Below are 25,619 nucleotides of genomic sequence, written 5' to 3'. Positions count from 1 at the left end.
GGGAGCGCTGCGCACTCCAGCGGGAGCAAGCTCCCTCGCCACGATTAGCTCGATCTAGTACGCCTCCACCGCCCAGCGCACTTTCAGCAGCGCCTCGCGCAACACATCCCGGTCCACCGACCCCAGCGCCACTCGCAAGGCATGGGGCACGTGGGCCGAGACGGCAAACGGCTCGGCGGTGGACACCGAGATATTTTCCCGTGCCAGCTCCATGGTGATCTGGTCGGCGCGGGCATCTTCCGGCAAGGGCAGCCACAGAAAATACGAAGACGGATGGCGGATCACATTCAACCCTGCCAACACCTCATCGGCCACCGCCTGGCGCGCCTGGGCGTCTTCACGCTTTTGCGCTTCCAGCTGCAGCACCGTGCCGTCGTCGATCCACGCGGCAGCCACCGCAGTCATCACCCCCGGGGTGTTCCAGGTGGTGGCCATGACCGTACGTTCCAGCGCCGCCATCCATTGCTGCGGAGCCGCGACGAAGCCCACCCGCAGGCCAGTGGCAACGCTCTTGGACAGCCCCGACACATACACCGTGCGCTCCGGTGCCAGCTCGGCCACAGGCGGCGGCGCGTCCTCGGCTAAAAACGCGTAGGCCGCGTCCTCGATCAGGATCAAATCATGCTGGCGGGCAATCGCCACCAGGTGCTCGCGCTGCTCCAAGCTCATCACCCAACCCAACGGGTTATGCAGGGTCGGCATGCTGTACACGGCGCGTACCGGGCGCCGGGCGCAGAGTTTTTCAAGAAAGACCAAGTCGGGGCCCGTCGCGGTCACCGGGATTGCAACGATTTCCAGGTGCAACGTCTCGGCCAGCACCTTGAACCCGGAATAGGTCAATGCATCTACCGCCACCACATCGCCGGGCTTGAGCAGCGACATCATGGTCACCGCCAGCCCGTGCTGGGCACCGCTGACGATCAGTACCTGCTCGGCCTGCACCGTCAACCCACGACTCGCCAGGTGGCGCGCCACCGCCGCCCGTTCGTGCAACCGGCCGGCGTGGGGCTGGTAGCGCAGCAGGGCCGACAGGTCGCCGGACAGCGCCAACTGACGCAACGCAGTGCGCAGCAGGTCGGTCTGGCCCGGCAGCGACGGGTAGTTGAAATTGAGGTCGATCATGCCCGCCGCCACCGCGATCTGGCCGATGCCCTGCCCCGGCGACAACGCGATTTCCCGCACAAAGGTCCCGCGCCCGGTTTCACCGCTGACCAGGCCCATGGCCTCAAGTTCGGTGTACACCCGGCTGGCCGTGACCAGCGCCAGGCCGTGGCTGGCGGCCAATTGGCGGTGCGTCGGCAAACGGGTGCCCGCCGCCAGGGTGCCGGAGCGGATATCCCGGGCGAAGCTGTCCACCAGTGTCTTGTAGCGGGCGCGGGGCATAGGCGATGTATCCATGACAATTTTTTGATTGTCTCAATGGTGAATCATAGGATGCGGGAGACGCAACTTATCCTTATTGAGCCCGACACCCATGGAACGCACCACCCACCTGAACACCCAGGAAAACAACGCCAGCGGCTGGATCAATGGCTTGATCGGCGTGGTGATCTTCAGCGGCTCACTGCCCGCCACGCGCCTGGCGGTGCTGGAGTTTGATCCGGTGTTCCTGACCGTCGCCCGCGCCACCATCGCCGCCTTGCTCGGCCTGTGCCTGCTCTGGTTGTTCAAAGAAAGGCGCCCGACCCGTAGCCAATTGTTGCCCTTGGCGATTGTCGCGCTGGGCGTGGTGATCGGCTTCCCGCTACTCACCGCCCTGGCCTTGCAGTACGTCACCAGCGCCCACTCCATCGTGTTTGTCGGCCTGCTGCCGCTGACCACCGCCGTGTTCGGCGTGGTGCGTGGCGGCGAGCGGCCCAAGCCGGTGTTCTGGCTGTTTTCGATCCTGGGCAGCCTGCTGGTGGTGGGCTACGCCATCGCCCAGGGCCTGAGCGCCGCGCCCGCCGGGGATTTGCTGATGCTGCTGGCGATACTGGCGTGCGGCCTGGGTTATGCCGAAGGGGCCAAACTTTCGCGCACCCTGGGTGGCTGGCAGGTGATCTGCTGGGCGCTGGTGATCTCGCTGCCGATTGTGGCCCCTCTGACGGCGATCCTCGCGCCAAGCTCTTTCGTTAACATCAGCCTGCCGGCCTGGCTGAGCCTGGCCTATGTGTCGCTGTTCAGCATGCTGATCGGGTTTGTGTTCTGGTACCGCGGGCTGGCTCAGGGCGGCATCGCCGCCGTCGGGCAATTGCAGTTGCTGCAACCGTTTTTCGGCCTGGCACTGGCAGCCACGCTGCTGCATGAACCGGTGAGCCTGGGCATGCTGGTGGTGACGGTCGCAGTGATTGCCTGTGTGGCCGGGGCCAAGAAGTTTGCCCGCTAGCCATCAGCGCTCAGGCGCAACCATCTTGAACTTGATGACAATCGCATTGGACACCACGCTGTCCGCCCACTCCCCTGCGCCGATCCTGAAGTCGTCGCGCTTAAGCACCAACTCGCCATCGAACACACCAATGCCGCTCTGCTCCTTGAGCGCCACCTTGACCTCCACCGGCCGGGTCTGGCCCTTGAGGGTCAGGTTGCCGCTGAACAGGTAGCGGTTGCCACCCAGGTCAGTGATGTGGGTCGAGGTAAAGATGCCCACCGGGTAAGTCGTCATGTCGAACCAGCCGGGCTTGGGCAGTTCGGTGTTGGCGTCGTCGCTGCCGGCATTGATGCTCGGCAGCTGGATGGTCAGTACGGTGCTGGCGGCGGCCGGGTTTTGCGTGTCGAAATTCAGGGTCGCCGAATAGCTGCCAAACGTGCCGTACACCTGCTGGCCCATCTGGTCATAGGTGAAGCTGAGGGTGCTGGCCGCCGGATTCACGTCGGTGTATTCCACGGCATACGCGTTGGACAAGGTGCCGAGGGTAAGGAGGGCCGCTAGCAATCGAGGTTTCATGGGATTCTCAACCGGGAATGAACACGCTGTGCACTGCTAACAGCGTAGGTGCTGGATTTATTCACGTGCCTGGCATTAGGCTCGTGCCCCGACGGAACTCAAACAACAAGGAGCCACGATGCCCGCGCTTTCCCTGCAAGACACCACCGCCCCCGAAGGCGTCTGTTATGGCTGCGGCAGCCGCAACCCCCACGGGCTGCACATCAAGAGCCGCTGGGACGCCGACGGCATCCACGTGATCGCCGAGCACCAACCCGACGCCCAATACTGCGGCTGGCCAGACCTGGTCTACGGCGGCTTGATCGCAATGCTGGTGGACTGTCACTCGAACTGGACCGCCATGGCCTACCACTACCGGGCCGAGCAACGCGAACCCGGCAGCCTGCCGCGTATCGACTGCGTGACCGGCAACCTCGGGATCAAATTCATCAAGCCGACCCCGATGGGCGTACCGCTGACCTTGCGCGCAAAAGTCGAAGGTGACGTGGGCCGCAAAAGCCGCGTGGTGTGTGAGGTGTACGCCGATGGCGTGCTGACGGCCATTGGCGATTCGGTCTTCGTGCGGGTCGACACCGGGCAGTTGGCCGCCGCAGCCCATGGCCGGGAAGCCTGATACTGGTCTACATTCAGTCCCACCGCTAATCGAGGACGCTACCGATGACTCGCCTGACCGCCAAAGATTTCGCCCCTGAACTGCTGGAGCTTTACGACGGCTACGCCCACGGCAAGATCAACCGCCGGGAGTTTCTCGACCGCGCGGCGCTGTTCACCTTTGGCGGGCTGACGGCCTCGGCCCTGCTCGCCGCCCTGAGCCCCAACTACGCCCTGGCCGAGCAGGTGAAATTCACCGACCCGGAGATCGTCGCCGACTACATCACCTACCCGTCACCCAAGGGCAACGGCACGGTGCGCGGCTACCTGGTACGCCCGGCCAAGGCCAGCGGCAAGGGGCCGGCGGTGGTGGTGGTGCATGAGAACCGTGGGTTGAACCCGTATATCGAAGACGTCGCCCGCCGGTTGGCCAAGGCCGGATTCATTGCCCTGGCGCCGGATGGCTTGACCTCGGTGGGCGGCTATCCCGGCAACGATGAGAAAGGTGTGGAGCTGCAGCAGAAAGTCGATCCCGAAAAGCTGATGAACGACTTTTTCGCGGCCATCGAATGGTTGATGCACCACGATGCCAGCACCGGCAAGGTGGGCATTACCGGGTTCTGTTATGGCGGCGGCGTGACCAATGCGGCGGCGGTGGCTTATCCGGAATTGGGTGCGGCGGTGTCGTTTTATGGGCGCCAGCCGGAAGCCAAGGACGTGCCACGCATCAAGGCGCCGATCATGTTGCATTACGGTGAGCTGGATACACGGATCAATGAGGGCTGGCCGGCGTATGAGAAGGCGCTGAAGGCGGCCGGTACGACGTATGAGGCGTTTATCTACAAGGGCGCCAATCACGGCTTCCACAATGATTCGACGCCGAGGTATGACGAGGCGGCGGCGAATCTGGCGTGGGAGCGGACCTTGAGTTGGTTCCGCAAATACCTGGCCTGATGCCAACCTCATTGTAGGAGCGAGCTTGCTCGCGAAGAACGTCAACGATAACGCAGCGCATCGGGTTTATCGCAGCGCTCTCGGGTTTTTCGCGAGCAAGCTCGCTCCTACAGTGGGATCGTCATCAGTGCTCCAGCGCATACCGCCGACAGTGGTTGAGATACCCTTCCTCATGGTTCCCCACCAACTGCACCACACTGGTCCACAACCACGACGGCGCATCCAGCTGCTTCGACCGGTTCTCCTGCAACACCGCCATCCAGTCCTTGCGCGTATCCCGGTCCATCTGCCGTGCATGCGCCACGCCGACCACCCGCGCCAGGTACCCGGCCGCGTGCATTGCATCAATCTCGCTCAACTCATCCAGTTCCAGCTTCATGTCCTGGGGCAACAACTCGCGGACAAAAAACCCGTGATCCAGAAACCGCGTCGCCAGCATCCGCTCCCCCAACGCCGGTGACAGGTGCCTGGCGCCCTCCACCACTCGCCGACCATTGTCCCGGGGCATCTTCGCCCGTGCCGCGCGCGGTGCCGCCGCACCCACCGCTTGCTTGATATCGAGCAGGCAGTATTCCTGATCGTCCTGGTTCCCTACCCCCAACAACACCGCATACCGCAACAACCCAAGGGAGCTGCAACCCTTGACCCAGTAAGCGGAATCCAGCAGCTCGACCTGGTCATCGTTGGACCGGCCTTTAAGCGAAGTCACCAGCCGGTGGATCTCATCCGAGGCGCACAACGTTTCAAGGGCCGACTTTTCCGCCCGCGACAACGACCAGAAATGCTTACCCATCGGAATCGTCGGCCGGGTGTTTTCGATACGTTCGCGGGCCAGGTTCTTCCAGGTGCGTTCCACCGCACTGCGCATCCCGGCCTTGACCTGGGATGGACGCGGCGGTGCCTCGTCGGACTTGTCCTTAAACGCCTGCGCGTAGCCCACCATCATCTCTTCAAGCATGCGGGCGGTGGTCACCCCCGGCAGATCCGAACCCCGGGCAGCAGTGGCCAGGGACAGCGCCAAGCGCACCAAGTCATGGGTCGGGTTACCGATCACCGCCTGGTCCAGGTCACGGATATGCATGTCGATCCGGCCTTTGGTATCGCCCGTGGGCCCGAGGTTGCCGGCATGGCAGTCGCCGCAGATCCAGATCGCCGGCCCATGGGGCAAGCGCCGCCCGCGCTGGCTGTGCAGCCACTCATAAAACTGAACCGTACTGCCCCGCACGTAGGCGTGGGCGGAGCGCGCCATCTTCAGGTTGCGCAGTTGTGTGAGGTGGGGCATTCGCGAAGAGGGACGCGGCGTTTTCATAGAGGTACTCGTCGTGGAGATACGGTAGAGGCTGGGCCGCGACAAATGTTTCATTTTGTTTCAGAGGTTTCTATTAGCGAGCCACACCGACCCCATCGCTACCGGGGTTACACTTGGCGTCGGCGCGCTGCGGTGATTGTTTTCGCTGCGCACGCGCCTTAACACTGGCACCGCCGCCTTCTCCGATGTTTTGCCACCTTCAAGGAGCTTCCCGATGTTTGAACAGGCCAGCTGGCTCAATCAACCCCAGCACTGGAGCCGAGAAGGCGAGCGTCTCAAGGTCCGCACCGACGCCAGTACCGATTTCTGGCGTGAAACCCACTATGGTTTTGTTCGCGATAACGGGCATTTCCTGTTTGTCGAAACCGACGGCGACTTTACCGCTCAGGTCAAAATCCACAGTGAATTCACCCATCTGTATGACCAGGCCGGGTTGATGGTACGAGTGGATGAAGCGCACTGGGTGAAGATCGGTGCGGAACTGTCCGACGGCGCGACGCTGCTGAGCAGCGTATTGACCGATGGCGTGTCGGACTGGGCTACCGGCGTGTTCCCGGGTGATCCCGAAGCCTTCTGGATTCGCGTCACCGTGGCCAAGGGTGTATTGCGCGTGCAGGTATCAGTGGATGGTACGAGCCGGCCGTTGGTGCGCCTGGCGCCGTTCCCGGTGGCGCAGTCGTATCAGGTCGGGCCTTACTGCTGCACGCCAGAGCGCGGTGGGCTGGACGTGGAGTTTTCCGAACTGCGGGTGGGTGCGCCCAACGGTAAATCCCTGCACGACCTGTCCTGACTAACGCCGGCTGCTCGCCACTTCGCGCAACCAGGCCTTGAACGCCAGCATCGCCGGTGTCTCGGCTCGCGACTGCAAGCGCGTCAGCCAATAACTGCCGGTGGTGATGCCCACCTCAAACGGCTGCCGGATCACGTCCGTCGCCAACTGCCGGCTGAACATCATCGCCGGTGCCAGGGCCACGCCCGCCCCTTGCAGCGCCGCCTCCATCATCGCCAGGGATGAATCAAACACAATGCTGCGCGGCACCAGCGTATCGGCTGGCAAGCCGGCGGCCTGGAACCATTGCGTCCACTCATCCGCGCGGTAGGAGCGCAGCAACGTGTGCTTCAACAGGTCCGCCGGCGTCTGCAATTGCCGAGCGAGTTGCGGCACGCACAACACCGTCAGCGGCGCTTCCAGCAACTGGCACGCCTCGGTGCCGTGCCACGCGCCGGCACCAAAACGAATCGCGTAATCCAGGCCTTCGGCAGCCACATCGACCCGGTTGTTGTTGGTGGACAGGCGCAAGTCGATAAACGGGTAGCGCGCCTGGAAGTCCGCAAGCCGCGGCAACAGCCAGCCCACCGCAAAGGTGCCCACCGCGCCTACCGTCAAGACTTCGCGGTAATGCCCAGCTTCAAACTGGCCTAAGGTTTGAGCTATGCGGTCGAAGGATTCCCGCAGCACCGGCAGCAATGTCTCGCCTTCGCTGGTGAGCATCAGGCCCCGGGGCAAGCGTTTGAACAGCGTGACATTGAGCTGCGCCTCCAGGCTTTTGACCTGGTGACTGACCGCCGCCTGGGTGACGCACAACTCAATCGCCGCCCGGGTAAAACTCAAATGCCGCGCGGAAACCTCGAAGGCCCGCAGCGCGTTGAGAGGCAAATGGGAACGGAGCATGGCTTGACCCTAATTTTTCTAATGGCTGTTGCGAGATATCATCGTTTGCCGCCGGATCACAAACTGCCTAAATTTGCGGCGCCTGCGCAGGCAACGGTATTCACCCGATCACCTTCATGGAAGTCACGTCATCATGTACCCATCCATTTTCCCAACCGTGCGCAACACCACGATATTCGCCCTATTGCTCGGCGCCGGCAACTGCATGGCCGCCACCGATATTCGCCAGGTGGTCGACAGTACCGTCGAACCCCTGATGCAGCAACAGGACATCGCCGGCCTGTCGGTCGCGGTGATACAGAACGGCAAGGCGCAATACTTTAACTACGGCGTCGCCAACAAGGACAGCCAGCAGCCGGTCACCGAAAACACCCTGTTTGAAATCGGCTCGGTGAGCAAGACCTTCACCGCCACCCTCGCAGGCTATGCCCTGGCCAACGGCAAGCTGAAGCTGTCAGACCCGGCCAGCCAGTACCTGCCGGCATTGCGCGGCGACAAGTTTGACCACATCAGCCTGCTCAACCTCGGCACCTACACTGCGGGTGGCTTGCCGCTGCAATTCCCCGAAGAGTCCGATAACACCGGCAAGATGATCAGCTACTACCAGCACTGGAAACCGGCTTTCGCCCCCGGCACCCAGCGCCTCTACTCCAACCCGAGTATCGGCCTGTTCGGCCACCTGGCGGCGCAAAGCCTGGGCCAGCCGTTTAACCGCGTGATGGAGCAGACCGTGCTGCCGAAACTCGGCCTCAAGCACACCTTTATCAGCGTTCCCGAGACGCAAATGAGCCTGTACGCCCAGGGTTACGACAAGGCCGGCAAACCGGTGCGCGTCAGTCCTGGCGCCCTGGACGCCGAGGCCTACGGCATCAAGACCAGCACTTCGGACCTGATTCACTACGTTGAAGTGAACATGCACCCGTCGAAGCTGGAAAAGCCGCTGCAACAGGCGATTGCCGCGACCCACACCGGGTACTACACGGTTGATGGCATGACCCAAGGCCTCGGCTGGGAGATGTACCCCTACCCGATCAAAGTGGATGCCCTGGTGGAAGGCAACTCGACACAAATGGCCATGGAGCCCCACAAGGTCAATTGGCTGACACCACCGCAGGCACCCCACGCCGACACGCTGGTGAACAAGACCGGCTCGACCGGTGGCTTTGGGGCGTACGTGGCCTACGTACCGAGTAGAGACCTGGGGGTGGTGATCCTGGCAAACAAAAACTACCCGAATGCCGAACGGGTGAAGGCGGCCCATACGATCCTGAGTGCGATGGACCAATAGCGTCTCCCCTGTAGGAGCGAGCTTGCTCGCGAAAAACCGTCAAACAACGCGTTCATCCAGGACGCACGCGTCATCGTTGACGACCATCGCGAGCAAGCTCGCTCCTACAGAAAGCCACAGGTGCTTACATCCCCAACCAGTGCGGCAAGGCCAGGGAGATGAACGGCAGGTAGGTCACCATGATCAGGAACACCAGCAAAATCATCAGCCACGGCAACGCCGCGCGGATGGTCTGCCCCAGCGTCAGCCCGGTCACCGCCGAGGTCACAAACAGATTCAGCCCCACCGGTGGATGCACCAGGCCAATCTCCATGTTGACCACCATCACAATCCCCAGGTGAATCGGGTCGATCCCCAGCTTCATCGCAATCGGGAAGAAGATCGGCGCCAGGATCAGCACGATCGCCGACGGCTCCATAAAGCTGCCCGCCACCAACAACACCACGTTGACCATGATCAAAAAGCCAATCGGCGTCAGGCCTTCGGAGATCACCCACGCGGTGATTTCCTGGGGGATTTGCTCTGTGGTCAGCACGTGAGCAAAGAGCATGGCGTTGGCGATGATAAACATCAGCATGATCGCCAGGCGCCCGGACTCCAGCAGCACCTTGGGGCAATCCTTGATCTTCATGTCCTTGTAGACGAACAGCGCGACAAACGCCGAGTACACCGCCGCCACCGCCGCTGCTTCGGTCGGGGTGAACATGCCGCTGTAGATGCCGCCAAGGATGATCACCAACAGCAACAAGCCCCAGAATGCCCGGCGCGCGCAGGTCAGCCACTCGCGAAAGGTCGCCCGAGGCTGGGCCGGCAGCTTCTTGATGCGCGCGACGATGTAGATCGCGACCATCAACATCAAGCCCAGCAGCAGGCCAGGAATCACCCCGGCCATAAACAGCTTGCCTACCGACGTTTCAGTCGCCGCCGAGTACACCACCATCACAATCGACGGCGGAATCAGGATGCCCAGGGTACCGGCGTTGCAGATGATCCCGGCGCCGAATTCCTTCGGATAGCCCGAGCGCACCATGCCCGCCACGGCAATCGAACCCACCGCCGCCACGGTTGCAGGCGATGAGCCCGACAGCGCGGCAAACAGCATGCACGCCAACACCGCCGCAATTGCCAGGCCGCCACGGATATGCCCGACGCAGGCGTTGGCAAAGTCGATCAACCGTTGCGCCACGCCGCCGGTGGTCATGAACGCACCCGACAACAGGAAGAACGGAATCGCCAGGAAGGTGTAGGCGTCCGAGGTTTCAAACAGCTTGATCGCCAGGGAACTCACCGAGTCCGGGCTGAACATCAGGATCGACACCGCGCCCGACAACCCCAGGGAAATCGCGATAGGTACACCGAGGAACATGAACACGAACAGCAGCAAAAACAAACACAGAACGGCCATCAGTGACGCTCCTCATGGCTGCCGGCCAACTTGCTGGCTTCACCGGCTTCGTCGGCCAGGCCCAGCCCGGTTTGGCGGTGGGTGAAGATGCGGTAGAAAATTTCCAGGTAGCGGATGAACACGAAGGCAAAACCGACGGGCACAATCACCACGATGTCGCCGACGTCGATGCCGAACTTGTCGAGGTCTTCGGCGCCGATGCCGGCGGTCATCACCGCGCTCAGCCACTTGTAGCTGGCGACCATGAACAACCCGGCGTAGGCCAGGCAGCACAGGCAGGCGAGCATGCCCAGCAGGCGCTGCACACGGCGCGGGGTCAGCTTGACCAAGGCGTCTACGCCGAGGTGGCCGGCGGTGCGTACGCCGTAGGAAATACCGAAGAAAATCAGCCAGCCGAACATGGCCTTGGTCAGCGCCACGCTCCAGGTCATGTCCTGGGCCCAGCCCATGGTGTGGTCACCCAGGGCGTTGAAGAAACCGCTGCTCCACGCCCACTTATCAGCGAGGGCAAAGAACAGGGTGTAGATGTTGTTGAGCATGACGTAGACAAAAGTCACCAGGGTCATGGCGGCCAGCAGGATGGCGATAAAGCCTTCCTCCAGGTGCTCCCAGATGCGCCTTAGCGTTTGCATGGCAAAACCTCGCGAAACTGGACGGGGATATTCACGACAAGTCACTGACGAAACCGGATCAATGTGGGAGCTGGCTTGCCTGCGATGCGGGCAACTCGGCCTTTCAGGAACACCGAGGTGATGCCATCGCGGGCAAGCCCGCTCCCACAGAAGTCGGGTTTTCGTCAGCAATCAATTACTGGTTCGACGCGTCGGCCGCCTTGATCAGGTCAGCGCCGATTTCACCTTCGAACTTCTGCCACACCGGGCGCATGGCTTCGCGCCAGAGCTGGCGTTGCTCGGGGGTCAGTTCGATGATTTCGCTGGTCTTCGCGTCGATGATCTTCTGCTTGGCCGACTGGTTCAGCGCTTCGGCCTGCTTGTTCACCTCGACGGTGACTTCAACCATGACCTGGTCGAGGGTGGTGCGCACATCCGGCGGCAGGCCGTTCCAGAACTTGGCGTTGGTGATCACCATGTAGTCGATCAGGCCATGGTTGGATTCGGTGAAGTACTTCTGCACTTCGTTGACCTTCTGGCTTTCATAGTTCGACCAGGTGTTCTCGGTGCCGTTGACGGTGCCGGTCTGCAAGCCTTGGTAAACCTCGGCGAAGCTCATCTTGCGCGGGTTGGCGCGGATCGCCTTGAACTGCTCTTCCAGCACGCTGGAGGCCTGCACGCGGAACTTCAGGCCACGGGCATCCTTGGGCTCACGCAATGCCTTGTTCGATGACAGTTGCTTGAGGCCGTTGTGCCAATAGGCCAGGCCGAGGATGTTCTTGTCTTGCATGGAGGTCAGCAACGCCTTGCCCTGGGCGGCCTGGAAACGGTCCACCGCCGCCAGGTCGTTGAACAGGAACGGCAGGTCGTAGATCTGTACTTGCTTGGTGTATTGCTCAAACTTGGCCAGGGATGGCGCCAGCATCTGCACGTCGCCCAGCAGCAGCGCTTCCATTTCCTTGCCGTCGCCGAACAGTGAGGAGTTGGGGTACACCTCGACTTTCACCCGACCGGGCAGGCGCTCTTCAGCGAGCTTCTTGAACAGCAATGCGCCCTGGCCTTTCGGGGTGTTTTCAGCGACGACGTGGGCGAACTTGATCACAATGGGGTCGGCCGCCTGGGCCAGGCCCGCGGCAAACAAGGTGGCGGCGCAGAACAGCGCCCGAGAAAGCTTGAGCATGGAAAATCACCTTCTTATTGTTGTGTTATAGGGCAAGGTGCCTGATGTCACGCGTATAGAGAATTTCGAATTTTAGATACCTGCGTTCGGCGTGGACGAACGCCGACTTCTCAAATAACAGAGATCCAATGTGGGAGCGGGCTTGCTCGCGAAAGCGGTGTGCCAGTCACCAGATGCACTGGCTGACCCACCGCTTTCGCGAGCAAGTCGAACCGTCGCACCGCCGCTCCCACATTTCTACGGTTGCGCGGCTAATAATCGTTGGGCCCGCAGCAGCACCGGCGCATCCACCATTTGTCCATCCAGTTGATAGGCCCCTGCCCCATGGGCACCGGCGTCCACCACCCGTTTGGCCCACGCTAGGTCTTCGGTGCTGGGGGCCAACGCCTGGTGAATCACCGCCACTTGCTTGGGATGGATACACAGCGCGCCGGCAAAGCCCATTTCATAGGCATGCCGAATCGCGCGGCGCAGGCCTTCGGGGTCGTCGATGGCCGGGTGCACGCCGTCCAGCGGCGCCACCAGCCCGGCAGCGCGGGAATGCACGATCAAGGCAAGGCGGGCCTGGTCCAGGGCAAATTGCGCTGCCGGGGAGCCGCTGCTCAGGTTCAAGTCCAGCGCCAGGTCCAGGCCGCCGAACGACAAGCGCTCCACCAACGGTGCATGGGCGATTTCCGCCACCGCCAGCAAGCCTCGCGCACTTTCGATAATCGGCCAGATGGCCTTGCCCGTTGCCGCCACCACGGCCACCTGGGCCGCGCTTTCAACCTTGGGCAGCAACACTCCCGCCACTCCCGCGTGGGCCTGACAGAACGCCACATCGGCGAAATGCTCCGGGTGCTCCGGCGCATTGATCCGCACCCATACCCGCGCTGCCGGCGTCGCCTGCAAAAACACCCCGAGGTTGTCCCGGGCCTGGCGCTTGAGCGGCTCTTCCACCGCGTCTTCAAAATCCACAATCACCGCATCGGCGCCACTGGCCAAGGCCTTGGTAAAACGTTCCGGCCGGCTGCCCGGTACAAACAGCGCAGAGCGCACAAGAGAAGTTGGCATCGCTCAATTCCTTATCAGATAACGCCGCGTGCACGCAGGCTGTCGATGGCTTCAGCGGAGTAACCCAACTGGTCCAGAATTCCCTGGCTGTGCTGCCCCAGCCCCGGCACCGCGTCCATGCGCGGGGTAAACGCGGCATTGCGCGCCGGCGGCAGCAACGACGGCAACTTGCCCGCCGGGCTGTCGACTTCCCGCCAGCTGTTGCGGGCCTTGAGCTGCGGGTGGTCCCACACGCCTTGCATATCGTTGACCCGGGCGCTGGCGATTTGCGCGTCTTCCAGGCGTTGGATCACGGCTTCGGCACTCAGCTGCGCGAAGCTGTCGACGATGATCTGGCGCAGCACGTCGCGGTTTTCCGAGCGCTTGAAGTTGGCCGAGAAACGCTCGTCGGTGGCCAGCTCGGGCGTGAGCAGCACCTTGTCGCAAAACGCCGCCCACTCCCGTTCGTTCTGCAAACCGAGCATCACCGTGCCGCCGTCGCCGGTGGGAAACGGCCCATAGGGGTAGATCGTGGAATGCGCCGCACCTGCGCGCGGTGGCTGGGGCGCGCCGTCGAAGGCGTAATACATCGGGTAGCCCATCCACTCCACCAGGCTTTCCAGCATGCTGACGTCAATGCGACTGCCCTGCCCGGTCTTGCCCCGCAGCAGCAGCGCCGAGAGGATGCCGCTGTAGGCATACATCCCGGCGGAGATATCGGCGATGGAACAACCGGCCTTGGCCATCTGGTCCTCGCCCGGGCCGCCGGTAACCGAGAGAAAGCCGCCTTCACTCTGGATCAGCAGGTCGTAGGCTTTCTTTTTCTCGTAAGGTCCGCCTTCGCCATAGCCGGAGATGTCGCAGACGATCAGGCGCGGGAAGCGCTCATGCAGTGCTTCGAATGACAGGCCCATGCGCGCCGCAGCGCCCGGTGCCAGGTTCTGCACCAGCACGTCGGCGTCGGCCAGCAGGGTTTCCAGGATGTCTCCGGCATCGTCGTGCTTGAGGTCCAGGGTCAGGCTTTCCTTGGAGCGGTTGGTCCACACGAAATGCGAGGCCAGGCCGCGCACGCGCTCGTCGTAGCCTCGGGCAAAGTCACCGGCCCCCGGGCGTTCGATCTTGATCACACGGGCGCCCAGGTCGGCCAACTGGCGGGTGCAAAACGGTGCGGCAATCGCGTGTTCCAGGCTGACGACGGTGATGCCGTCCAGCGGTCGTTGATTAGCAGTCATGACGATTCCTTAAAGCCAGTGAGCCAGGGACACGGCGTTGCGTAGGTCCCAGACCTTTTCGATCAGCCCAGTGGTTTGCGCGGGCGTGCGGGCGCCGCTGAATTGGGTCAGGCGCTGGAATTTGTCGGCCAGCTCTGCACGGTTCAGGGTGTTGCCGGGATCGCCCTTGGGCTCGTCGATGGCGCCGTGCAGCACGCGGCCGTCGACCGTGGTGACAATCACCCGGCCCAGCCAGCGCTGGGGATAGGCCCCGTCGACCTCGGCGTCGAGGGTCATGCTGACCTTTTCACGAAACGCCGCCACGTCTGCGTCGTTGAGCGCCAGTTCATGAAATTCAGTCAGCCCGGCCTTGCCGTGCACGGCAATCAACCCCAGCACGGTGCCCATGGAAAACTTGGCCTGGTGCACGGTCTGCGGCAGCGTTACCCGGCCCAATACGTCGATGGCACCTTGGTGAACGCGGGTTTCCACACGGGTGATGTGCTCATGGCTGATGCCCTCGCGCTGCATCAGGTCCAGCAGCGCATCGGCGGCCGGATGGGTGTGGCGGCACGAAGCGTGGAACTTGAACGAGGTTTCCAGCAGCGCCCAACGGCTTCCGAGGCGATCCGACAGTTTGCTTGGGTCTGCGTCGGTGGACATGCCGGCCGCCATCCCCTGATCACCTTCCAGAATATTGCGCGCACCGGTCAGCCCATCCGCCGTCAAATACGCTGCCAACAAACCGTCGGCGGCTGCCTTGGCGGTGTGCAGTTGCTTGGAGTCGGCGGCATCCCGCAGGAACTCCCAAAGACCGGCCGCCTGAGTGCCGGCGCTGCCCAGCAGGTTGATGAATTGCTCTTGATTGAAGTCGAGCAATTTACCCACCGCGACAGCCGCCGCGAGGGTGCCGACGGTGGCCGTGGTGTGGAAGATTCGGTAGTGGGAACGGCCCATGAATTCGCCGATGCGAATCCCGGCTTCGTAACCGGCCACCGAAGCCAGCAGCAGCTCACGACCGGACTTGCCAAGGTCTTGCGCTGCCGCGAAGGCAGCCGGAAAGACCACGGTGGCCGGGTGCAAGACTGAGCTGTTGTGCAAGTCATCCTGCTCCACCAGGTGCGACGACGCGCCGTTCACCAGCGCGGCGAAATAGGCACTGCTGCTTCCCCCATTGACGATGATCTGCGCCGGGCCATTGGCCGGGCCCATCGTGCGGGCATAACGCTCGAACAGCGGAATCGGATGCGCACCTTGGCTGGCCAGCGCCGAGGCGAGCCAGTCAAGGAACAGGTCTTCGGTGCGGGCGAGGACGTCGTCCGGCAGTTGCTCGTAATTCAGCTCGGCGAGGAACCGGCACAGCGCTTGGGTATGGCTCATGGTCGGGCCCTCAGAAGCTGCGTGGCAGTTCGAGCAAATGCTCGGCCACATAGGACAGGATCAGGTTGGTGGAGATCGGCGCGACCTGGTACAGGCGGGTCTCGCGGAACTTGCGCTCCACGTCGTATTCACAGGCAAACCCGAAGCCGCCGTGGGTTTGCAGGCAGGCGTTGGCGGCTTCCCAGGAAGCCTTGGCCGCCAGGTACTTGGCCATGTTCGCGCTGGCCCCGGCGTTGGCGCCGCTGTCGTATTCCTCACAGGCACGCCAGCGCATCAAGTCGGCCGCTTCGATCTCGATATGCGCTTCGGCAATCGGGAACTGCACGCCCTGGTTCTGCCCGATGGGCCGGCCAAACACCACGCGGTCACGGGCGTAGGCGCTGGCTTTCTCGATGAACCAGCGGCCGTCGCCGATGCACTCGGCGGCAATCAGGGTGCGTTCGGCGTTGAGGCCGTCGAGGATGTAGCGGAAGCCCTTGCCCTCCTCGCCAATCAGGCTGTCCAGCGGCAACTCCAGGTTGTCGAAGAACAGTTCGTTGGTCTCGTGGTTGACCATGTTGGCAATCGGCTGCACGGTCAGACCGTTGCCGATGGCTTCCCGCAGGTCCACCAGGAAGATCGACATGCCTTCGGATTTTTTCTTCACCTCCGCCAGCGGCGTGGTGCGGGCCAGCAGGATCATCAGGTCGGAATGCTGCACCCGCGAGATCCAGACTTTCTGGCCGTTGATCACGTACTTGTCGCCATGCTTGACGGCGGTGGTCTTGATTTTGGTGGTGTCAGTGCCGGTGGTGGGCTCGGTCACGGCCATCGACTGCAGGCGCAGTTCGCCGCTGGCGAGCTTTGGCAGGTAGAAGCTCTTTTGCGCTTCGCTGCCGTGGCGCAGCAAGGTGAACATGTTGTACATCTGGCCATGGACGGTGCCGGAGTTGCCGCCGCAGCGGTTCACTTCCTCAAGAATCACCGAGGCTTCCGCCAGTCCAAGCCCCGAGCCGCCGTAGGCTTCGGGGATCATTGCCGACAGCCAGCCGGCGTCGGTCAAGGCTTTGACGAAGGCTTCCGGAAAGCCCTTTTCTTCATCGACCTTGCGCCAGTAGGCGGCGTCGAATTCGGCACACAGTGCGCGGACGCCTTCGCGGATGGCATTCAGTTCTTCGTTGTCATTCGGGTTCATTAACGGCTCTCCGCCTGTTGTTCTTGGAGGTTTATTCGAAATGCAGTTCGGCGCGCTGGGCCAGGCCGTCAGCGTTGCCCGCCCACAGTTCGGCGACGCCCGACGCGGTGATGCGCCCACCGACTTCAAAGGGTTGCGGGGCAATCAATGGCCGCACGCCGCGATACGAGAAACGGCGCAACGTGGCCACAGGATTTGCGCGGCAAAATGCGCGCAGGCTCAAAGTGGCGATCAGCGGCCCGTGCACCACCAGCCCCGAATAACCTTCGGTGCCGGTGACATAGGGGTAGTCGTAGTGAATGCGGTGGCCGTTGAAGGTCACGGCGCTGTAGCGGAACAACAGGGTTGGCGTCGGGTCGACCGCTTCGCGCCAGTCACCTTCGGGTAATACATCACCGCAGCCCTGCTTGGGCGGCGTGGGTTCGCGATAGACGATGTCCTGTTCCTCGCGGATGGCCAGGCGGCCGTCCTGGGAGTAGTCGTGGCGTACGGTGACGAACAGCAGCGAGCCGGTGCGGCCGGTTTTTTCTTCCACTTGAGTGATGGTCGAAACGCGGGTGGCGGACTCACCGGCACGCAACCCATGGAAAAACTCGATACGCCCGCCGGCCCACATGCGATTGCGGTTATCCGCCGGCGGCAGGAACCCGCCACGGGCCGGATGGCCGTCACCGCCCAGGGCGGATTCGGGCAGCGGGTCCTGGAAAAAGCACCATTGCCACAAAGGCGGAACCGCCTCGCCATCTGCCGGTGCCGCTTCGCCAAAGGTGGCGGCGATGCGTTTGAGCAGGTTGTGGCTCAAGTGGTCGTGGGCTGTTTCGCTACGGCCGATCCAGTCTGTGGCGCTCATCAGGTGCATGTCCTCGGGCAGGGAATCTGAGCCGGATCATGCTGGGCCTTGGCCGTTCTGAGAATTTGCATTTCAATAAAGCAGCGTTCGGCTATGCTGAACGCCGCTGACCTGTCCGAACAGAACACAGCCCCAAAATTGGTGAGGAGGCTTTCTGTGGCGAGGGGGCTTGTCCCCCGTTGGAGTGCGAAGCGCTCCCGCTTTTTTTGGGCCCGCTACGCAGGCCAACGGGGGACAAGCCCCCTCGCCACAAGAGTTCGTCCACCTGGAGCCTTGCATGCACTTTGATCTGGCTGACTTACGCCTGTTTATCCATATCGCCGAATCCCCCAGCCTGACCCAGGGCGCCAAGCGCGCGTTCCTCTCGCCGGCCGCCGCCAGTGCGCGGATCAAGGCCCTGGAAGGCCAGCTCGACACACGCCTGCTGTACCGCGACAGCCGTGGCGTGGAAATCACCCCGGCGGGCGAACGGCTGTTGCACCACGCGCGGTTGATCATGCGGCAGGTGGATTACCTGAAGAGTGAGTTCACCCAATACGGCATCGATTCGGCCGGGCATATCCGCATTTTTGCCAACACCACCGCCGTGACCGAGTTTCTCCCGGAAGTGCTGGCTGGCTTTCTTTCAGCGCGTCCTGGCGTCACCGTGGACCTTCAGGAGCGGCTGTCACGGGACATCGTGCGAGGCGTGCTCGACGGTACCAGCGACATGGGCATCATAGCCGGGCCCGTGGAAGCATCGGGGCTACAGGTGCTGCATTTCAGCACCGACCACCTGGTGCTGACGGTACCCGTGGGGCATCCGCTGGCGAGCCTGCCTTCGGTGACGTTGGAGCAAACCCTCGCCTACCAGCATATCGGGTTGCATGACGGCAGCACGTTGCTGAGTTTCCTGTGTGAGCATGTGGAGCGGTTGGGCAAGCACCTGTCGTTGCGGATCCAGATGTCGAGTTTCGAGGCGATCTGCCGGATGGTCGAGGCTGGCGTCGGGATCGGCATCATTCCAGAGTCGGCGGCGGTGCGGCACAGCCGGACCATGCAGTTGGTGACGGTCAAGCTGGATGAAGTTTGGGCGGTACGCGAGCGCAGTATTCTGGTGCGGGAGCTGGAGGCGTTGCCCGGCACCATTCGTGCGTTGATAGCCACGTTGATGCCGCAGACGGTCAGTTAAGGGTGATATTGCGCTGGCTGCCATTGGCAACGTTGATATGGGACAGGCGGCCTTGTTCATCGAACAGCAGCCAGTCATCGCCCTGTTGACGCACATTGGCGTCATCGAGTGGCCACGTCCAAGCAGCGCAGAGACGGTCGCTGGCGCGGTGAATCATATGCCAACGGCTCTGGTTGTCTGCGACGGCATAATGGAACAGCAGCCACTCCGGCTCCAGATGGACGCTCACCGGGTATTCCTCGATCAGTTCGGCCGCGGCGCCCGGCAAACGATAGCCCCGGTGATTACCGGCAACGTTGACCACCAGAATCAGTTCCTCGGCGTACAGGTCCTTGATCCAGCACTCGGTGATCATGCTGACCGCGCAAAGCAACTGGTTGTGGTCCGGATTGATGGCCGGCACCACCTCGCGCCCCATCAGGCGCCGCTCCGGCAATCGGTAATGCCAGCGTTCGATGCCCACCCCCGGCACAGAAGAAAGCCATAAGTATTCATTGCACTCATCGCTCTGCAACAGATGGACCCGGCCAGGCAGATCACTCACGTGCCACAGGGTCGCAAACCCTCGATCAACATCCACCACCCGCATCTGTTTCTCACGGCCGATACTCCAGGCGGTGCCATCGAAGACTTTGGCAAACACGTCCACCACCAGCACCCCAAGGTCCGTGGCGGTACGCTTGACCAGGTCCAACTTGCTGATCCGCCAGGCGTCATTGCGCCGAATCAGCACCAGCGCCACTTGCCGGCCGTGGGCCAGGACAATCTCCTGCGCCGGCACGGCGAAGTGGAACAGCGTGTTGCCAAACTCATCAATTACCACCGCGCCAGCTTCCCCGAGGGCCAACAGGTAGCGGCTATCTTCAAGCGCAACCGCGTCGTGGGTCCCTCGATTGCCTCGGGCTGGCACCCACCACTCCTGGGTCTTGTCCGCCTGGCTCAGGGGGACGACGGCAGAGCGCTTCAACGCCTGGCCGGGCAGGTCCGCCAAGAGCAGTTTGTCCTTGCTCATTTTCACCAGCGCCTGCAACTGCTGGTGGGTCAAGCCACCCTCGCCACTGAGCTGGTCTGCCACGATCGCATGCACCGTGGCCCCTGTGAGCCAGGCCAGCGCACCCGCCTCGGCCTTATGGGCCAACAGCGTCTGGGCAAGGGCCGCGCGTTCACGGCCGCGCTGCGGATCATTGCGCAATTGCTCGACCCACGGCCCGTAGGCATGCAGGGTTTCAGGCAGCAAGATGGCGCGCTTGACCAGCGCATCAATCGCCAACCGCCCGCCTGCCGCTTCGGCATTCAGCAGCCATTGCGCCGCTCGCCCACGCTCGGCAGGCAAACTCCAGATCACTTCCACGGCTTGCAGCCACAGGCCTTTTTCGGTCAGCGATTGCGCCCATTCAAGACGCAAGCGGTTGGCGCTTTTAGGCGACTTGGCCTGGAGTGCCAACACCGCTTCACCGAACGCGTTATCCCGGCGCGCTACCGACAATGCCTGCTCCCACTGCTCTGCCAGGCACAGCAAGCGCACGATCACGGCAGCGGGCATGTCCCAGGCAAGGGCAAGGTCGGCGGCCTGCTGATAGCGACCGTGTTTTTCCAGGTAATCGAGCGCTTCCTGGCGCACTTTCAGCAGTTCGGCCAGCACAAACACCGCTTCCTCGATGCGCCCTTCACGGTCCAGTCGCGTGAAAGTCTGGCGGTAGATCTGCCGCAAGTGGGCCTCCAGGCCCTCCTCGAACAGCATCGCGCGCCGCGGCCCGCTTTGCTCGCTCAGGCGCAGGTCCTGCCGGCGCTCCGGGGTGCCGAACATCTGCTCGCTACTGCCGTGCTCGCCGCCCAGCGGGATGGCGTGGCGCAGGGCTTCGGCAAAGTCGCCGTCTTCGAACATCTCCAGCATGCGTTGCATATAGGCGGCCTGACGCTTGCCGTACAACGCCGAAAGCTTTGAATGCTGGGTCAGGCGGGTCAGCCAGCGGCGCCAGGCGGCAGGTTTGTGCCCCACCGGCGTGGCACGCGGTGCGATACCTTGGGCCGCTTTTGCTGGGGGCGGCGCCGCCACGCCAGGCGAGCCGCGACGCAAAAACTTGTTCAAGCCCATCAGCAGCGCGGTAAACACAATCGCGCCCACCAGCGTGCCCAGGATCACCCCGCTGAAGTCCTCACGGACGGGGGGCGGCAACGGAGAGAAAGCCTGCTGCTTGCCATAGCTGGCCATCCAGATCAGTGCCCCCACCAAGGCAAAGGTGGCGCCGAGTTTCAAGGCGGGAAACGAGACAGGCTCCGTGGGATTCCATGCGCTTTTGCCGGGAGCCGTGGCTCTGGCGGCAGGCTGTTGGGGAGCGGCGCGCTGACGTTCAATCAAGGCCTGCATGATCCCTTCCCGCTCCGGACTGACTGCCCCCAACGGCCCGCCGATGATGGTCCGCACGTCGGTGACCCGCGCCTCGAACACCGGTTCGGCCAGGGTGGCGTTGCAGTCGTAGGTGTCGAGCAGCGTATAGCCGCTGATATCGAGCCACTGCCCCGGCGACAGCGCCTGGGCATCGCGCAACAGCAAGGCCTGCACCTGACTGCCACGCACCAGCCACACATCCGCCGCCGGCAGGGTGTGCAGTTCTTCCGGGGCCAGCAGCGCCGAACACAAACCAGCACCCTGGCGAATCAGCGGCCAACCCGCGAGGGTTTCGCATTGCACCGACAATGCAGTGCAGAAGCGCAACAAGTCACCTTCGGCAAACCGGTAGGCACCGGCACCTAACTGCCAGTGTTCGAGGATCAAGCGTTCGCGCTCTGACGCGTCGAAGCGTTCACAGGAGAACCACAGCCCTTCAATCTGTTGGTGGCCGGCCAGTACCGGGCGGCGAATCAACGCCTCATTGCGCTCAAGCATCGCCGCCTTCCTTGGTGTGTTCGGGCTCTTTGTCGCATGTGACCTGCAGGCGCAAGTCACCCGACGCCACGTGATACACCAGCAGCTCGCGGGAGCTGGTGAGGACCGCAAGCAGACCACTCATGGGGCAAAAGCTGTACCGGGAAATAACATCCGAGGTGGTGAAAAGCAGTTTCTGCTGCCCGTTGCTGTAAAGGCCGATAGCGCGCTGGCCGGCGTTGACCAGCAGCAGTGACGGTTGGTCCTTGCCCACGTCCAGCAGCAAGCCGATGGCTTTCCAGCCAGAGGCCAGGTCGATGTATTCCTTGATGACCGGCACAGTTTTGGGAGTGATCACGTGCCAGCTTTCATTCACACCCTTGGACGTGAGCAGCGCGCAGCCGCCGAAATGACGCCGCCACAACGAGTTGCCGGCAAACAGCACCTGGCTCACGCCTTCTGCCACACTCAGCGCGTAACTCTCAATCCTGGCCTCATCTGCCGCCGCCGACTGTGCAAACAATCGCCCGCCGGCGTTACGGACATAGGCCAGGGTAAATTGATCGACCCTGGCCAGGCCCAAAACGCCGCTGGCAAGTTCATGGGTCTGGCGCGGCTTTGAACGGTCCAGCGCCTTGGCCCGGTCCGATTCCCAGTAAGCCAGCCGGCCCTGGCTATCGAGCAGGTAAACACGCTCGGCGTTAGGATTGCGCAGCCAGGCGACTGGCAGAAACGTCGCGGTACCCGGCGGCAGCAGCAGTTGCTCACGACTTGGTTTTTTTACCGGGGCCAGGCCGGGAATATTCCAGAAAGCCAAGGCCTCCTCGCTGCTCAACACCGCGCCGAGTTCGCGACTCAGGAAGGTCACCGCCAGCGCATGCTGATAAGAGGACCAGAGTTGAGTGCGTACACTCAAAGGCTTTTTCTGATTCGGCGACGGCAGCTTGATCACTGCCATCCCGGGCTGATCCAACAGACGCAAGGCCACATAGTTGCCGGCACCGGAAATCACCGGAGGCAACGTCAGGGCCACCCGAGGTACCTGAGCGTTGATCACGGGCGCCTCTGCCGCTTCACCCTCGAAGCGGCCCTTGAGCAGTTGCAAGGCTTGGCGCTCATCCGGCATCGGTAATTTCACCTGCCGTGTTCCCCCGGCCCGCAACTCAAACGAGAGGCTTTGCCCGTCAAGACTTCGTTGCACATGGGCCCGGTGGGTGCAGCACGCCGGTACAGCCTCAGGCAGGCGCTGGCCGACAAGCCAGCATTCACCGACGGTCTGCGGCTGTTCGGCCATCCAGTCACGCCAGGCCTGCCCATGTTGCTCACTGACCACTTCATAGGTCCGGGCGTTCAGCAGTTGCTTGAGGTTCGACGCAGCGCCCAGCTCATACAGCGCCGGTTCACGCTGCAAAATACCCCAGCGCAACTCGGCCCCGGCCTCCGCCGCGCGGCGCGCCAACAGGATCAGCAACGCCAGATGTACCAGGCGGGCCGCACCCAACTGCAAGGGGCCCGCGTCGAACAGCACGACCATCAACCGATTGGCTTCCCGTGCCCGATACTGCGGCGCCAGGAACATATGCTCACCGACCGCCGCCCGGCGCAGGAACTCATCGGGTACTTCCTCAGCCAACAACCACTCGCTGGACAGCAAGCGCTCATAGGGTCCACGACGTTGCAAATCACCCAGCCCATCGGGCTCCGGTACACCACCTTGTTGCCGGCCACGCAACGGGCCGAGCAGTGGGTTGAGCCGGCCCAGCAGGTCGGCGAACAGCGGCAAGTGGTCCGGAGCAAACCATTCCAGCCATTGGCTCCAGGGTTGCAGCGAGTCTGGCAGTTGCATCAGTGGCCCACCCAATAAGCGGCAATCCGCTGTAAATGTTCAGGCGTCAGCGGCAATTGGCGGTCCAGCGGAATCACCGCCTGGGGGCTGCGCCACACTAACAAGGGAGCACGTTTGAAACCCACGGCGAGTGCCTGGCCCAGCACATCCGCCGGCACGTCCGGCTCCCAACTGGTGGGCAACCACAACCCCGGCGCGCCGTCCTCGGGAGCGGCATATTCGACGCCGTCGACCCACGGCAAATCGTCGGCCACGCCGGACACCACCAACACGTGCGCATTGGCGGTGGCTTGCAGGCGCGCGGCCTGTTCGGCGGGGATCAGCAACAGCCGCGCATGCAAGCGCCGCGCAGCCTCGCCCCAGGCCACGGCAGCACGCGGTTCAGCGGGCGAGCGGCGTGAGCGCCAGCCCCAGGTGTGAGCCGCAGCCGTCATGCTATGGGCGTCAGCAGATGGGTCAGTTTCTCCCGCGCCTGCTGCAGCGACTCCGGCATGGTCTGGCTATTGAAGTTGGCGTCGATCTCTCGCAGCAGGCTTTCCAGCGCCGGGCTCGCCGGTGGTTCGCTGCGGTTCAGGTAGTCTTCAGCCGTTTCCAGCAAGCGATTGAGCCGTGACATCGGCTGCAAGGTCGCCTCCTCCACCGCGCTGAACAGATGGCTATTGCTGGAAGCGGCGAACAGGTCCCGCAAGACCTCGCGGCCATGCTGCTGGGTTTCCTTGGTCGGCAACACATACAGCAACGGCCACAAATCCGCTTCGCTGGCCTCAAGCCGGCCACCGAGCAAGGCCGCCGCCGCGATCAGGCGCTGGGATTTGACGATGCGCCGGTCCGACAACGCAATGCCGGCTTCCCGAAGGCGGCGAATCGCCTGGGCGAGTGCCGGGCGCACGAGGGTCAGGTCAACGTTTTTCAGCGCCTGGCCGAGGGTGTCCAGTTGAGTCAGCCCAAGTAACTGCTGGACCGGCCGCTGCTCGGACTGCCAACCACCGGCCAGCATGGCTTCCAGTTGGTTGTCCGGCACCGACTCGACAAACAGGTGCAGCAGGAAACGATCACCGAAGGCCGCCAGGGCCTCGTCGTCCGGCAGGCCGTTGGCGGCGCCCACACAGACGCGCAACGGGCAATGAATTTGCGTATGGCCACGGCGAAAGCGGCGTTCGTTGAGCACCCCCAACAAGGTATTGAGGATCGCCGTAGAGCCGAGGAATACTTCATCGAGAAACACGATATCGGCTTCCGGCAGCATGCCGCTGACGTCGGTTTCGACGGTGCCTTCCCGGAGTTTTTTCAGGTCTACCGCGCCGAACAGTTCCGACGGTTCGGTAAAACGCCCGAGCAGGTACTCGAAATAGCGCCCGCCCATGGACTGCGCCACTCGCCGCACGACCGCGCTTTTGGCGGTGCCTGGCGGACCGACGACGAGGATGTGTTCCTGGGCGACGGCGGCCAACACAATCAGCTCGGCCAACTGTTCACGCCCCACCAACCCTTCAGTCGCCGCGCGGACGGCATGGCGAATTTGTGCGGCAGCGCTCTGCAATGAAGCGATCATGGGTGTCTTCCCTGAAACCAAAGCGGGGAATTTTGCCTGAGGCTAAGGTATTAGCAAAGTATTGTTACATCATCAGGAGAAGGAGTTTTGCCATGCAGCTCGACGGTTCCTGCCATTGCGGCGCGGTTACGTTCAGTCTTGAGAGTGCTCATCCCTACCCTTATCAGCGGTGTTATTGCTCGATTTGCCGCAAGACCCAAGGGGGTGGCGGGTATGCGATCAACCTTGGGGGGGATGCCAAGAGCCTGAGGGTGCGGGGGCGCAAGTTGATTTCGGTTTATCACGCGCGGATGAAAGGGCCGGGGGATAGTCGGGCGCATGCGAGTACGGCTGAGCGGCATTTCTGTTCGCAGTGTGGGTCGGGGTTGTGGTTGTTCAGTCCGGAGTGGCCGGAGTTGATTCATCCGTTTGCTTCGGCGATTGATACGCCGTTGCCGGTGCCGCCGGAGCATACGCATTTGATGTTGGGGTCGAAGGCGCCTTGGGTTGAGGTGAGTGTTCGGCCGGGGGATCTGGAGTTTGAGGAGTATCCGCAGGAGTCGATTGCCCAGTGGCATGGGCGGTTGGGGCTGGGCTGATGGGTGTATATCCGTTGCTGCGGTAA

The 25,619-nt window shown here is 62.7% G+C and carries 23 protein-coding genes; 7 read left to right on the top strand and 16 right to left on the bottom strand.

Annotation, left to right across the window (positions count from 1 at the left end; translation table 11 throughout):
* Positions 1-54: 54 nt before the first annotated feature.
* Positions 55-1,383, bottom strand: coding sequence for an aminotransferase-like domain-containing protein (locus SNL23_RS27260; RefSeq protein ID WP_318304242.1), 1,329 nt, complete (start codon positions 1,381-1,383; stop codon positions 55-57).
* Positions 1,384-1,474: 91 nt separating this feature from the next.
* Here SNL23_RS27260 and SNL23_RS27255 point away from each other — a divergent pair, with 91 nt between their 5' ends.
* On the top strand, positions 1,475-2,365 hold the full coding sequence (locus tag SNL23_RS27255) for a DMT family transporter (protein ID WP_318304240.1): 891 nt from the start codon (positions 1,475-1,477) through the stop codon (positions 2,363-2,365).
* 3 nt (positions 2,366-2,368) lie between these two features.
* On the opposite strand, the gene SNL23_RS27250 is transcribed toward SNL23_RS27255, so the two are convergent.
* Entirely contained in the window at positions 2,369-2,923 is a 555-nt protein-coding gene (locus SNL23_RS27250) for a YceI family protein (RefSeq protein ID WP_318304238.1), read from the bottom strand.
* Between the two features lie 118 nt (positions 2,924-3,041).
* On the opposite strand from SNL23_RS27250, the gene SNL23_RS27245 reads away from it, so the two are divergent.
* Together SNL23_RS27245 and yghX are read left to right on the top strand one after the other, a co-directional pair.
* Entirely contained in the window at positions 3,042-3,536 is a 495-nt protein-coding gene (locus SNL23_RS27245; protein WP_063029646.1) for a PaaI family thioesterase, read from the top strand.
* A 44-nt stretch (positions 3,537-3,580) separates the two neighbouring features.
* A complete protein-coding gene (gene yghX, locus SNL23_RS27240) occupies positions 3,581-4,468 on the top strand; it encodes a YghX family hydrolase (RefSeq protein ID WP_318304236.1) in 888 nt (295 codons plus the stop codon).
* 124 nt (positions 4,469-4,592) lie between these two features.
* On the opposite strand, the gene SNL23_RS27235 is transcribed toward yghX, so the two are convergent.
* Positions 4,593-5,777, bottom strand: a complete 1,185-nt coding sequence (locus SNL23_RS27235; RefSeq protein ID WP_318304235.1) for a DUF2252 domain-containing protein — start codon at positions 5,775-5,777, stop codon at positions 4,593-4,595.
* 214 nt (positions 5,778-5,991) lie between these two features.
* On the opposite strand from SNL23_RS27235, the gene SNL23_RS27230 reads away from it, so the two are divergent.
* A complete protein-coding gene (locus SNL23_RS27230; protein WP_318304233.1) occupies positions 5,992-6,567 on the top strand; it encodes a DUF1349 domain-containing protein in 576 nt (191 codons plus the stop codon).
* Here the strand turns inward: SNL23_RS27230 and SNL23_RS27225 are convergent, their stop codons facing one another.
* The gene (locus tag SNL23_RS27225; RefSeq protein WP_318304231.1) at positions 6,568-7,449 is read right to left on the bottom strand and encodes a LysR family transcriptional regulator; all 882 of its coding nucleotides are present in this window, start codon (positions 7,447-7,449) and stop codon (positions 6,568-6,570) included. It abuts the gene before it with no gap.
* A 133-nt stretch (positions 7,450-7,582) separates the two neighbouring features.
* Between SNL23_RS27225 and ampC the strand changes: the two genes are divergently transcribed.
* Positions 7,583-8,737: a class C beta-lactamase gene (gene ampC / locus SNL23_RS27220; RefSeq protein ID WP_318304230.1), complete on the top strand. Its 1,155-nt coding sequence runs from the start codon at positions 7,583-7,585 to the stop codon at positions 8,735-8,737.
* Between the two features lie 124 nt (positions 8,738-8,861).
* On the opposite strand, the gene dctM is transcribed toward ampC, so the two are convergent.
* From dctM to SNL23_RS27180, 8 genes are all read right to left on the bottom strand, one after another.
* Positions 8,862-10,142 carry a C4-dicarboxylate TRAP transporter large permease protein DctM gene (gene dctM / locus SNL23_RS27215; protein ID WP_010169752.1) on the bottom strand — a complete coding sequence of 427 codons (1,281 nt, stop codon included), beginning with the start codon at positions 10,140-10,142 and terminating at the stop codon, positions 8,862-8,864.
* Entirely contained in the window at positions 10,142-10,774 is a 633-nt protein-coding gene (locus SNL23_RS27210; RefSeq protein WP_318304229.1) for a TRAP transporter small permease, read from the bottom strand. Before SNL23_RS27210 ends, dctM begins: the two co-directional genes overlap by 1 nt.
* Positions 10,775-10,949: 175 nt before the next feature.
* Complete coding sequence (locus tag SNL23_RS27205; protein WP_076013693.1) at positions 10,950-11,933, bottom strand: TRAP transporter substrate-binding protein; 984 nt, start codon at positions 11,931-11,933, stop codon at positions 10,950-10,952.
* A 237-nt stretch (positions 11,934-12,170) separates the two neighbouring features.
* Entirely contained in the window at positions 12,171-12,986 is an 816-nt protein-coding gene (locus SNL23_RS27200) for an HpcH/HpaI aldolase/citrate lyase family protein (protein ID WP_318304228.1), read from the bottom strand.
* 14 nt (positions 12,987-13,000) lie between these two features.
* Positions 13,001-14,197: a CaiB/BaiF CoA transferase family protein gene (locus tag SNL23_RS27195; protein WP_318304227.1), complete on the bottom strand. Its 1,197-nt coding sequence runs from the start codon at positions 14,195-14,197 to the stop codon at positions 13,001-13,003.
* Between the two features lie 9 nt (positions 14,198-14,206).
* Positions 14,207-15,556, bottom strand: coding sequence for an MmgE/PrpD family protein (locus tag SNL23_RS27190; protein WP_318304225.1), 1,350 nt, complete (start codon positions 15,554-15,556; stop codon positions 14,207-14,209).
* 10 nt (positions 15,557-15,566) lie between these two features.
* Positions 15,567-16,730 (bottom strand): acyl-CoA dehydrogenase family protein, encoded by a 1,164-nt coding sequence (locus SNL23_RS27185; protein ID WP_318304223.1) that lies wholly within the window; start codon positions 16,728-16,730, stop codon positions 15,567-15,569.
* A 31-nt stretch (positions 16,731-16,761) separates the two neighbouring features.
* Complete coding sequence (locus tag SNL23_RS27180) at positions 16,762-17,580, bottom strand: FAS1-like dehydratase domain-containing protein (RefSeq protein ID WP_318304222.1); 819 nt, start codon at positions 17,578-17,580, stop codon at positions 16,762-16,764.
* A 277-nt stretch (positions 17,581-17,857) separates the two neighbouring features.
* On the opposite strand from SNL23_RS27180, the gene SNL23_RS27175 reads away from it, so the two are divergent.
* Positions 17,858-18,751, top strand: coding sequence for a LysR family transcriptional regulator (locus SNL23_RS27175; RefSeq protein WP_318304221.1), 894 nt, complete (start codon positions 17,858-17,860; stop codon positions 18,749-18,751).
* Here SNL23_RS27175 and SNL23_RS27170 read toward each other — a convergent pair.
* From SNL23_RS27170 to SNL23_RS27155, 4 genes are read right to left on the bottom strand one after another with little or no spacing between them, the layout of a single operon-like run.
* Positions 18,744-21,638, bottom strand: coding sequence for a bpX6 domain-containing protein (locus tag SNL23_RS27170; RefSeq protein ID WP_318304219.1), 2,895 nt, complete (start codon positions 21,636-21,638; stop codon positions 18,744-18,746). The two genes, SNL23_RS27175 and SNL23_RS27170, sit on opposite strands and share 8 nt — an antisense overlap.
* Positions 21,631-23,463 (bottom strand): hypothetical protein, encoded by a 1,833-nt coding sequence (locus SNL23_RS27165; protein WP_318304218.1) that lies wholly within the window; start codon positions 23,461-23,463, stop codon positions 21,631-21,633. The genes SNL23_RS27170 and SNL23_RS27165 overlap by 8 nt, the downstream gene beginning before the upstream one ends.
* Complete coding sequence (locus SNL23_RS27160; protein WP_076013701.1) at positions 23,463-23,897, bottom strand: bpX5 domain-containing protein; 435 nt, start codon at positions 23,895-23,897, stop codon at positions 23,463-23,465. The genes SNL23_RS27165 and SNL23_RS27160 overlap by 1 nt, the downstream gene beginning before the upstream one ends.
* Positions 23,894-25,015, bottom strand: a complete 1,122-nt coding sequence (locus SNL23_RS27155) for an AAA family ATPase (protein ID WP_167664742.1) — start codon at positions 25,013-25,015, stop codon at positions 23,894-23,896. Before SNL23_RS27155 ends, SNL23_RS27160 begins: the two co-directional genes overlap by 4 nt.
* Before the next feature lie 92 nt (positions 25,016-25,107).
* Between SNL23_RS27155 and SNL23_RS27150 the strand changes: the two genes are divergently transcribed.
* Entirely contained in the window at positions 25,108-25,593 is a 486-nt protein-coding gene (locus SNL23_RS27150) for a GFA family protein (protein ID WP_076013703.1), read from the top strand.
* Positions 25,594-25,619 lie beyond the last annotated feature (26 nt).

This window comes from Pseudomonas sp. SED1 (assembly GCF_034044025.1).
In the GTDB taxonomy this organism is placed as follows: domain Bacteria; phylum Pseudomonadota; class Gammaproteobacteria; order Pseudomonadales; family Pseudomonadaceae; genus Aquipseudomonas.
Note: the sequence above shows the minus strand (reverse complement) of the source record. Positions and strands in the feature narration are given on the sequence as shown.

Bases quoted from the DNA above. Each gene is read 5' to 3' on its own strand.
- SNL23_RS27260 (WP_318304242.1), bottom strand. From the start codon at position 1,383: ATGCCCCGCGCCCGCTACAAGACACTGGTGGACAGCTTCGCCCGGGAT.
- SNL23_RS27255 (WP_318304240.1), top strand. From the start codon at position 1,475: ATGGAACGCACCACCCACCTGAACACCCAGGAAAACAACGCCAGCGGC.
- SNL23_RS27250 (WP_318304238.1), bottom strand. From the start codon at position 2,923: ATGAAACCTCGATTGCTAGCGGCCCTCCTTACCCTCGGCACCTTGTCC.
- SNL23_RS27245 (WP_063029646.1), top strand. From the start codon at position 3,042: ATGCCCGCGCTTTCCCTGCAAGACACCACCGCCCCCGAAGGCGTCTGT.
- yghX (WP_318304236.1), top strand. From the start codon at position 3,581: ATGACTCGCCTGACCGCCAAAGATTTCGCCCCTGAACTGCTGGAGCTT.
- SNL23_RS27235 (WP_318304235.1), bottom strand. From the start codon at position 5,777: ATGAAAACGCCGCGTCCCTCTTCGCGAATGCCCCACCTCACACAACTG.
- SNL23_RS27230 (WP_318304233.1), top strand. From the start codon at position 5,992: ATGTTTGAACAGGCCAGCTGGCTCAATCAACCCCAGCACTGGAGCCGA.
- SNL23_RS27225 (WP_318304231.1), bottom strand. From the start codon at position 7,449: ATGCTCCGTTCCCATTTGCCTCTCAACGCGCTGCGGGCCTTCGAGGTT.
- ampC (WP_318304230.1), top strand. From the start codon at position 7,583: ATGTACCCATCCATTTTCCCAACCGTGCGCAACACCACGATATTCGCC.
- dctM (WP_010169752.1), bottom strand. From the start codon at position 10,142: ATGGCCGTTCTGTGTTTGTTTTTGCTGCTGTTCGTGTTCATGTTCCTC.
- SNL23_RS27210 (WP_318304229.1), bottom strand. From the start codon at position 10,774: ATGCAAACGCTAAGGCGCATCTGGGAGCACCTGGAGGAAGGCTTTATC.
- SNL23_RS27205 (WP_076013693.1), bottom strand. From the start codon at position 11,933: ATGCTCAAGCTTTCTCGGGCGCTGTTCTGCGCCGCCACCTTGTTTGCC.
- SNL23_RS27200 (WP_318304228.1), bottom strand. From the start codon at position 12,986: ATGCCAACTTCTCTTGTGCGCTCTGCGCTGTTTGTACCGGGCAGCCGG.
- SNL23_RS27195 (WP_318304227.1), bottom strand. From the start codon at position 14,197: ATGACTGCTAATCAACGACCGCTGGACGGCATCACCGTCGTCAGCCTG.
- SNL23_RS27190 (WP_318304225.1), bottom strand. From the start codon at position 15,556: ATGAGCCATACCCAAGCGCTGTGCCGGTTCCTCGCCGAGCTGAATTAC.
- SNL23_RS27185 (WP_318304223.1), bottom strand. From the start codon at position 16,730: ATGAACCCGAATGACAACGAAGAACTGAATGCCATCCGCGAAGGCGTC.
- SNL23_RS27180 (WP_318304222.1), bottom strand. From the start codon at position 17,580: ATGAGCGCCACAGACTGGATCGGCCGTAGCGAAACAGCCCACGACCAC.
- SNL23_RS27175 (WP_318304221.1), top strand. From the start codon at position 17,858: ATGCACTTTGATCTGGCTGACTTACGCCTGTTTATCCATATCGCCGAA.
- SNL23_RS27170 (WP_318304219.1), bottom strand. From the start codon at position 21,638: ATGCTTGAGCGCAATGAGGCGTTGATTCGCCGCCCGGTACTGGCCGGC.
- SNL23_RS27165 (WP_318304218.1), bottom strand. From the start codon at position 23,463: ATGCAACTGCCAGACTCGCTGCAACCCTGGAGCCAATGGCTGGAATGG.
- SNL23_RS27160 (WP_076013701.1), bottom strand. From the start codon at position 23,897: ATGACGGCTGCGGCTCACACCTGGGGCTGGCGCTCACGCCGCTCGCCC.
- SNL23_RS27155 (WP_167664742.1), bottom strand. From the start codon at position 25,015: ATGATCGCTTCATTGCAGAGCGCTGCCGCACAAATTCGCCATGCCGTC.
- SNL23_RS27150 (WP_076013703.1), top strand. From the start codon at position 25,108: ATGCAGCTCGACGGTTCCTGCCATTGCGGCGCGGTTACGTTCAGTCTT.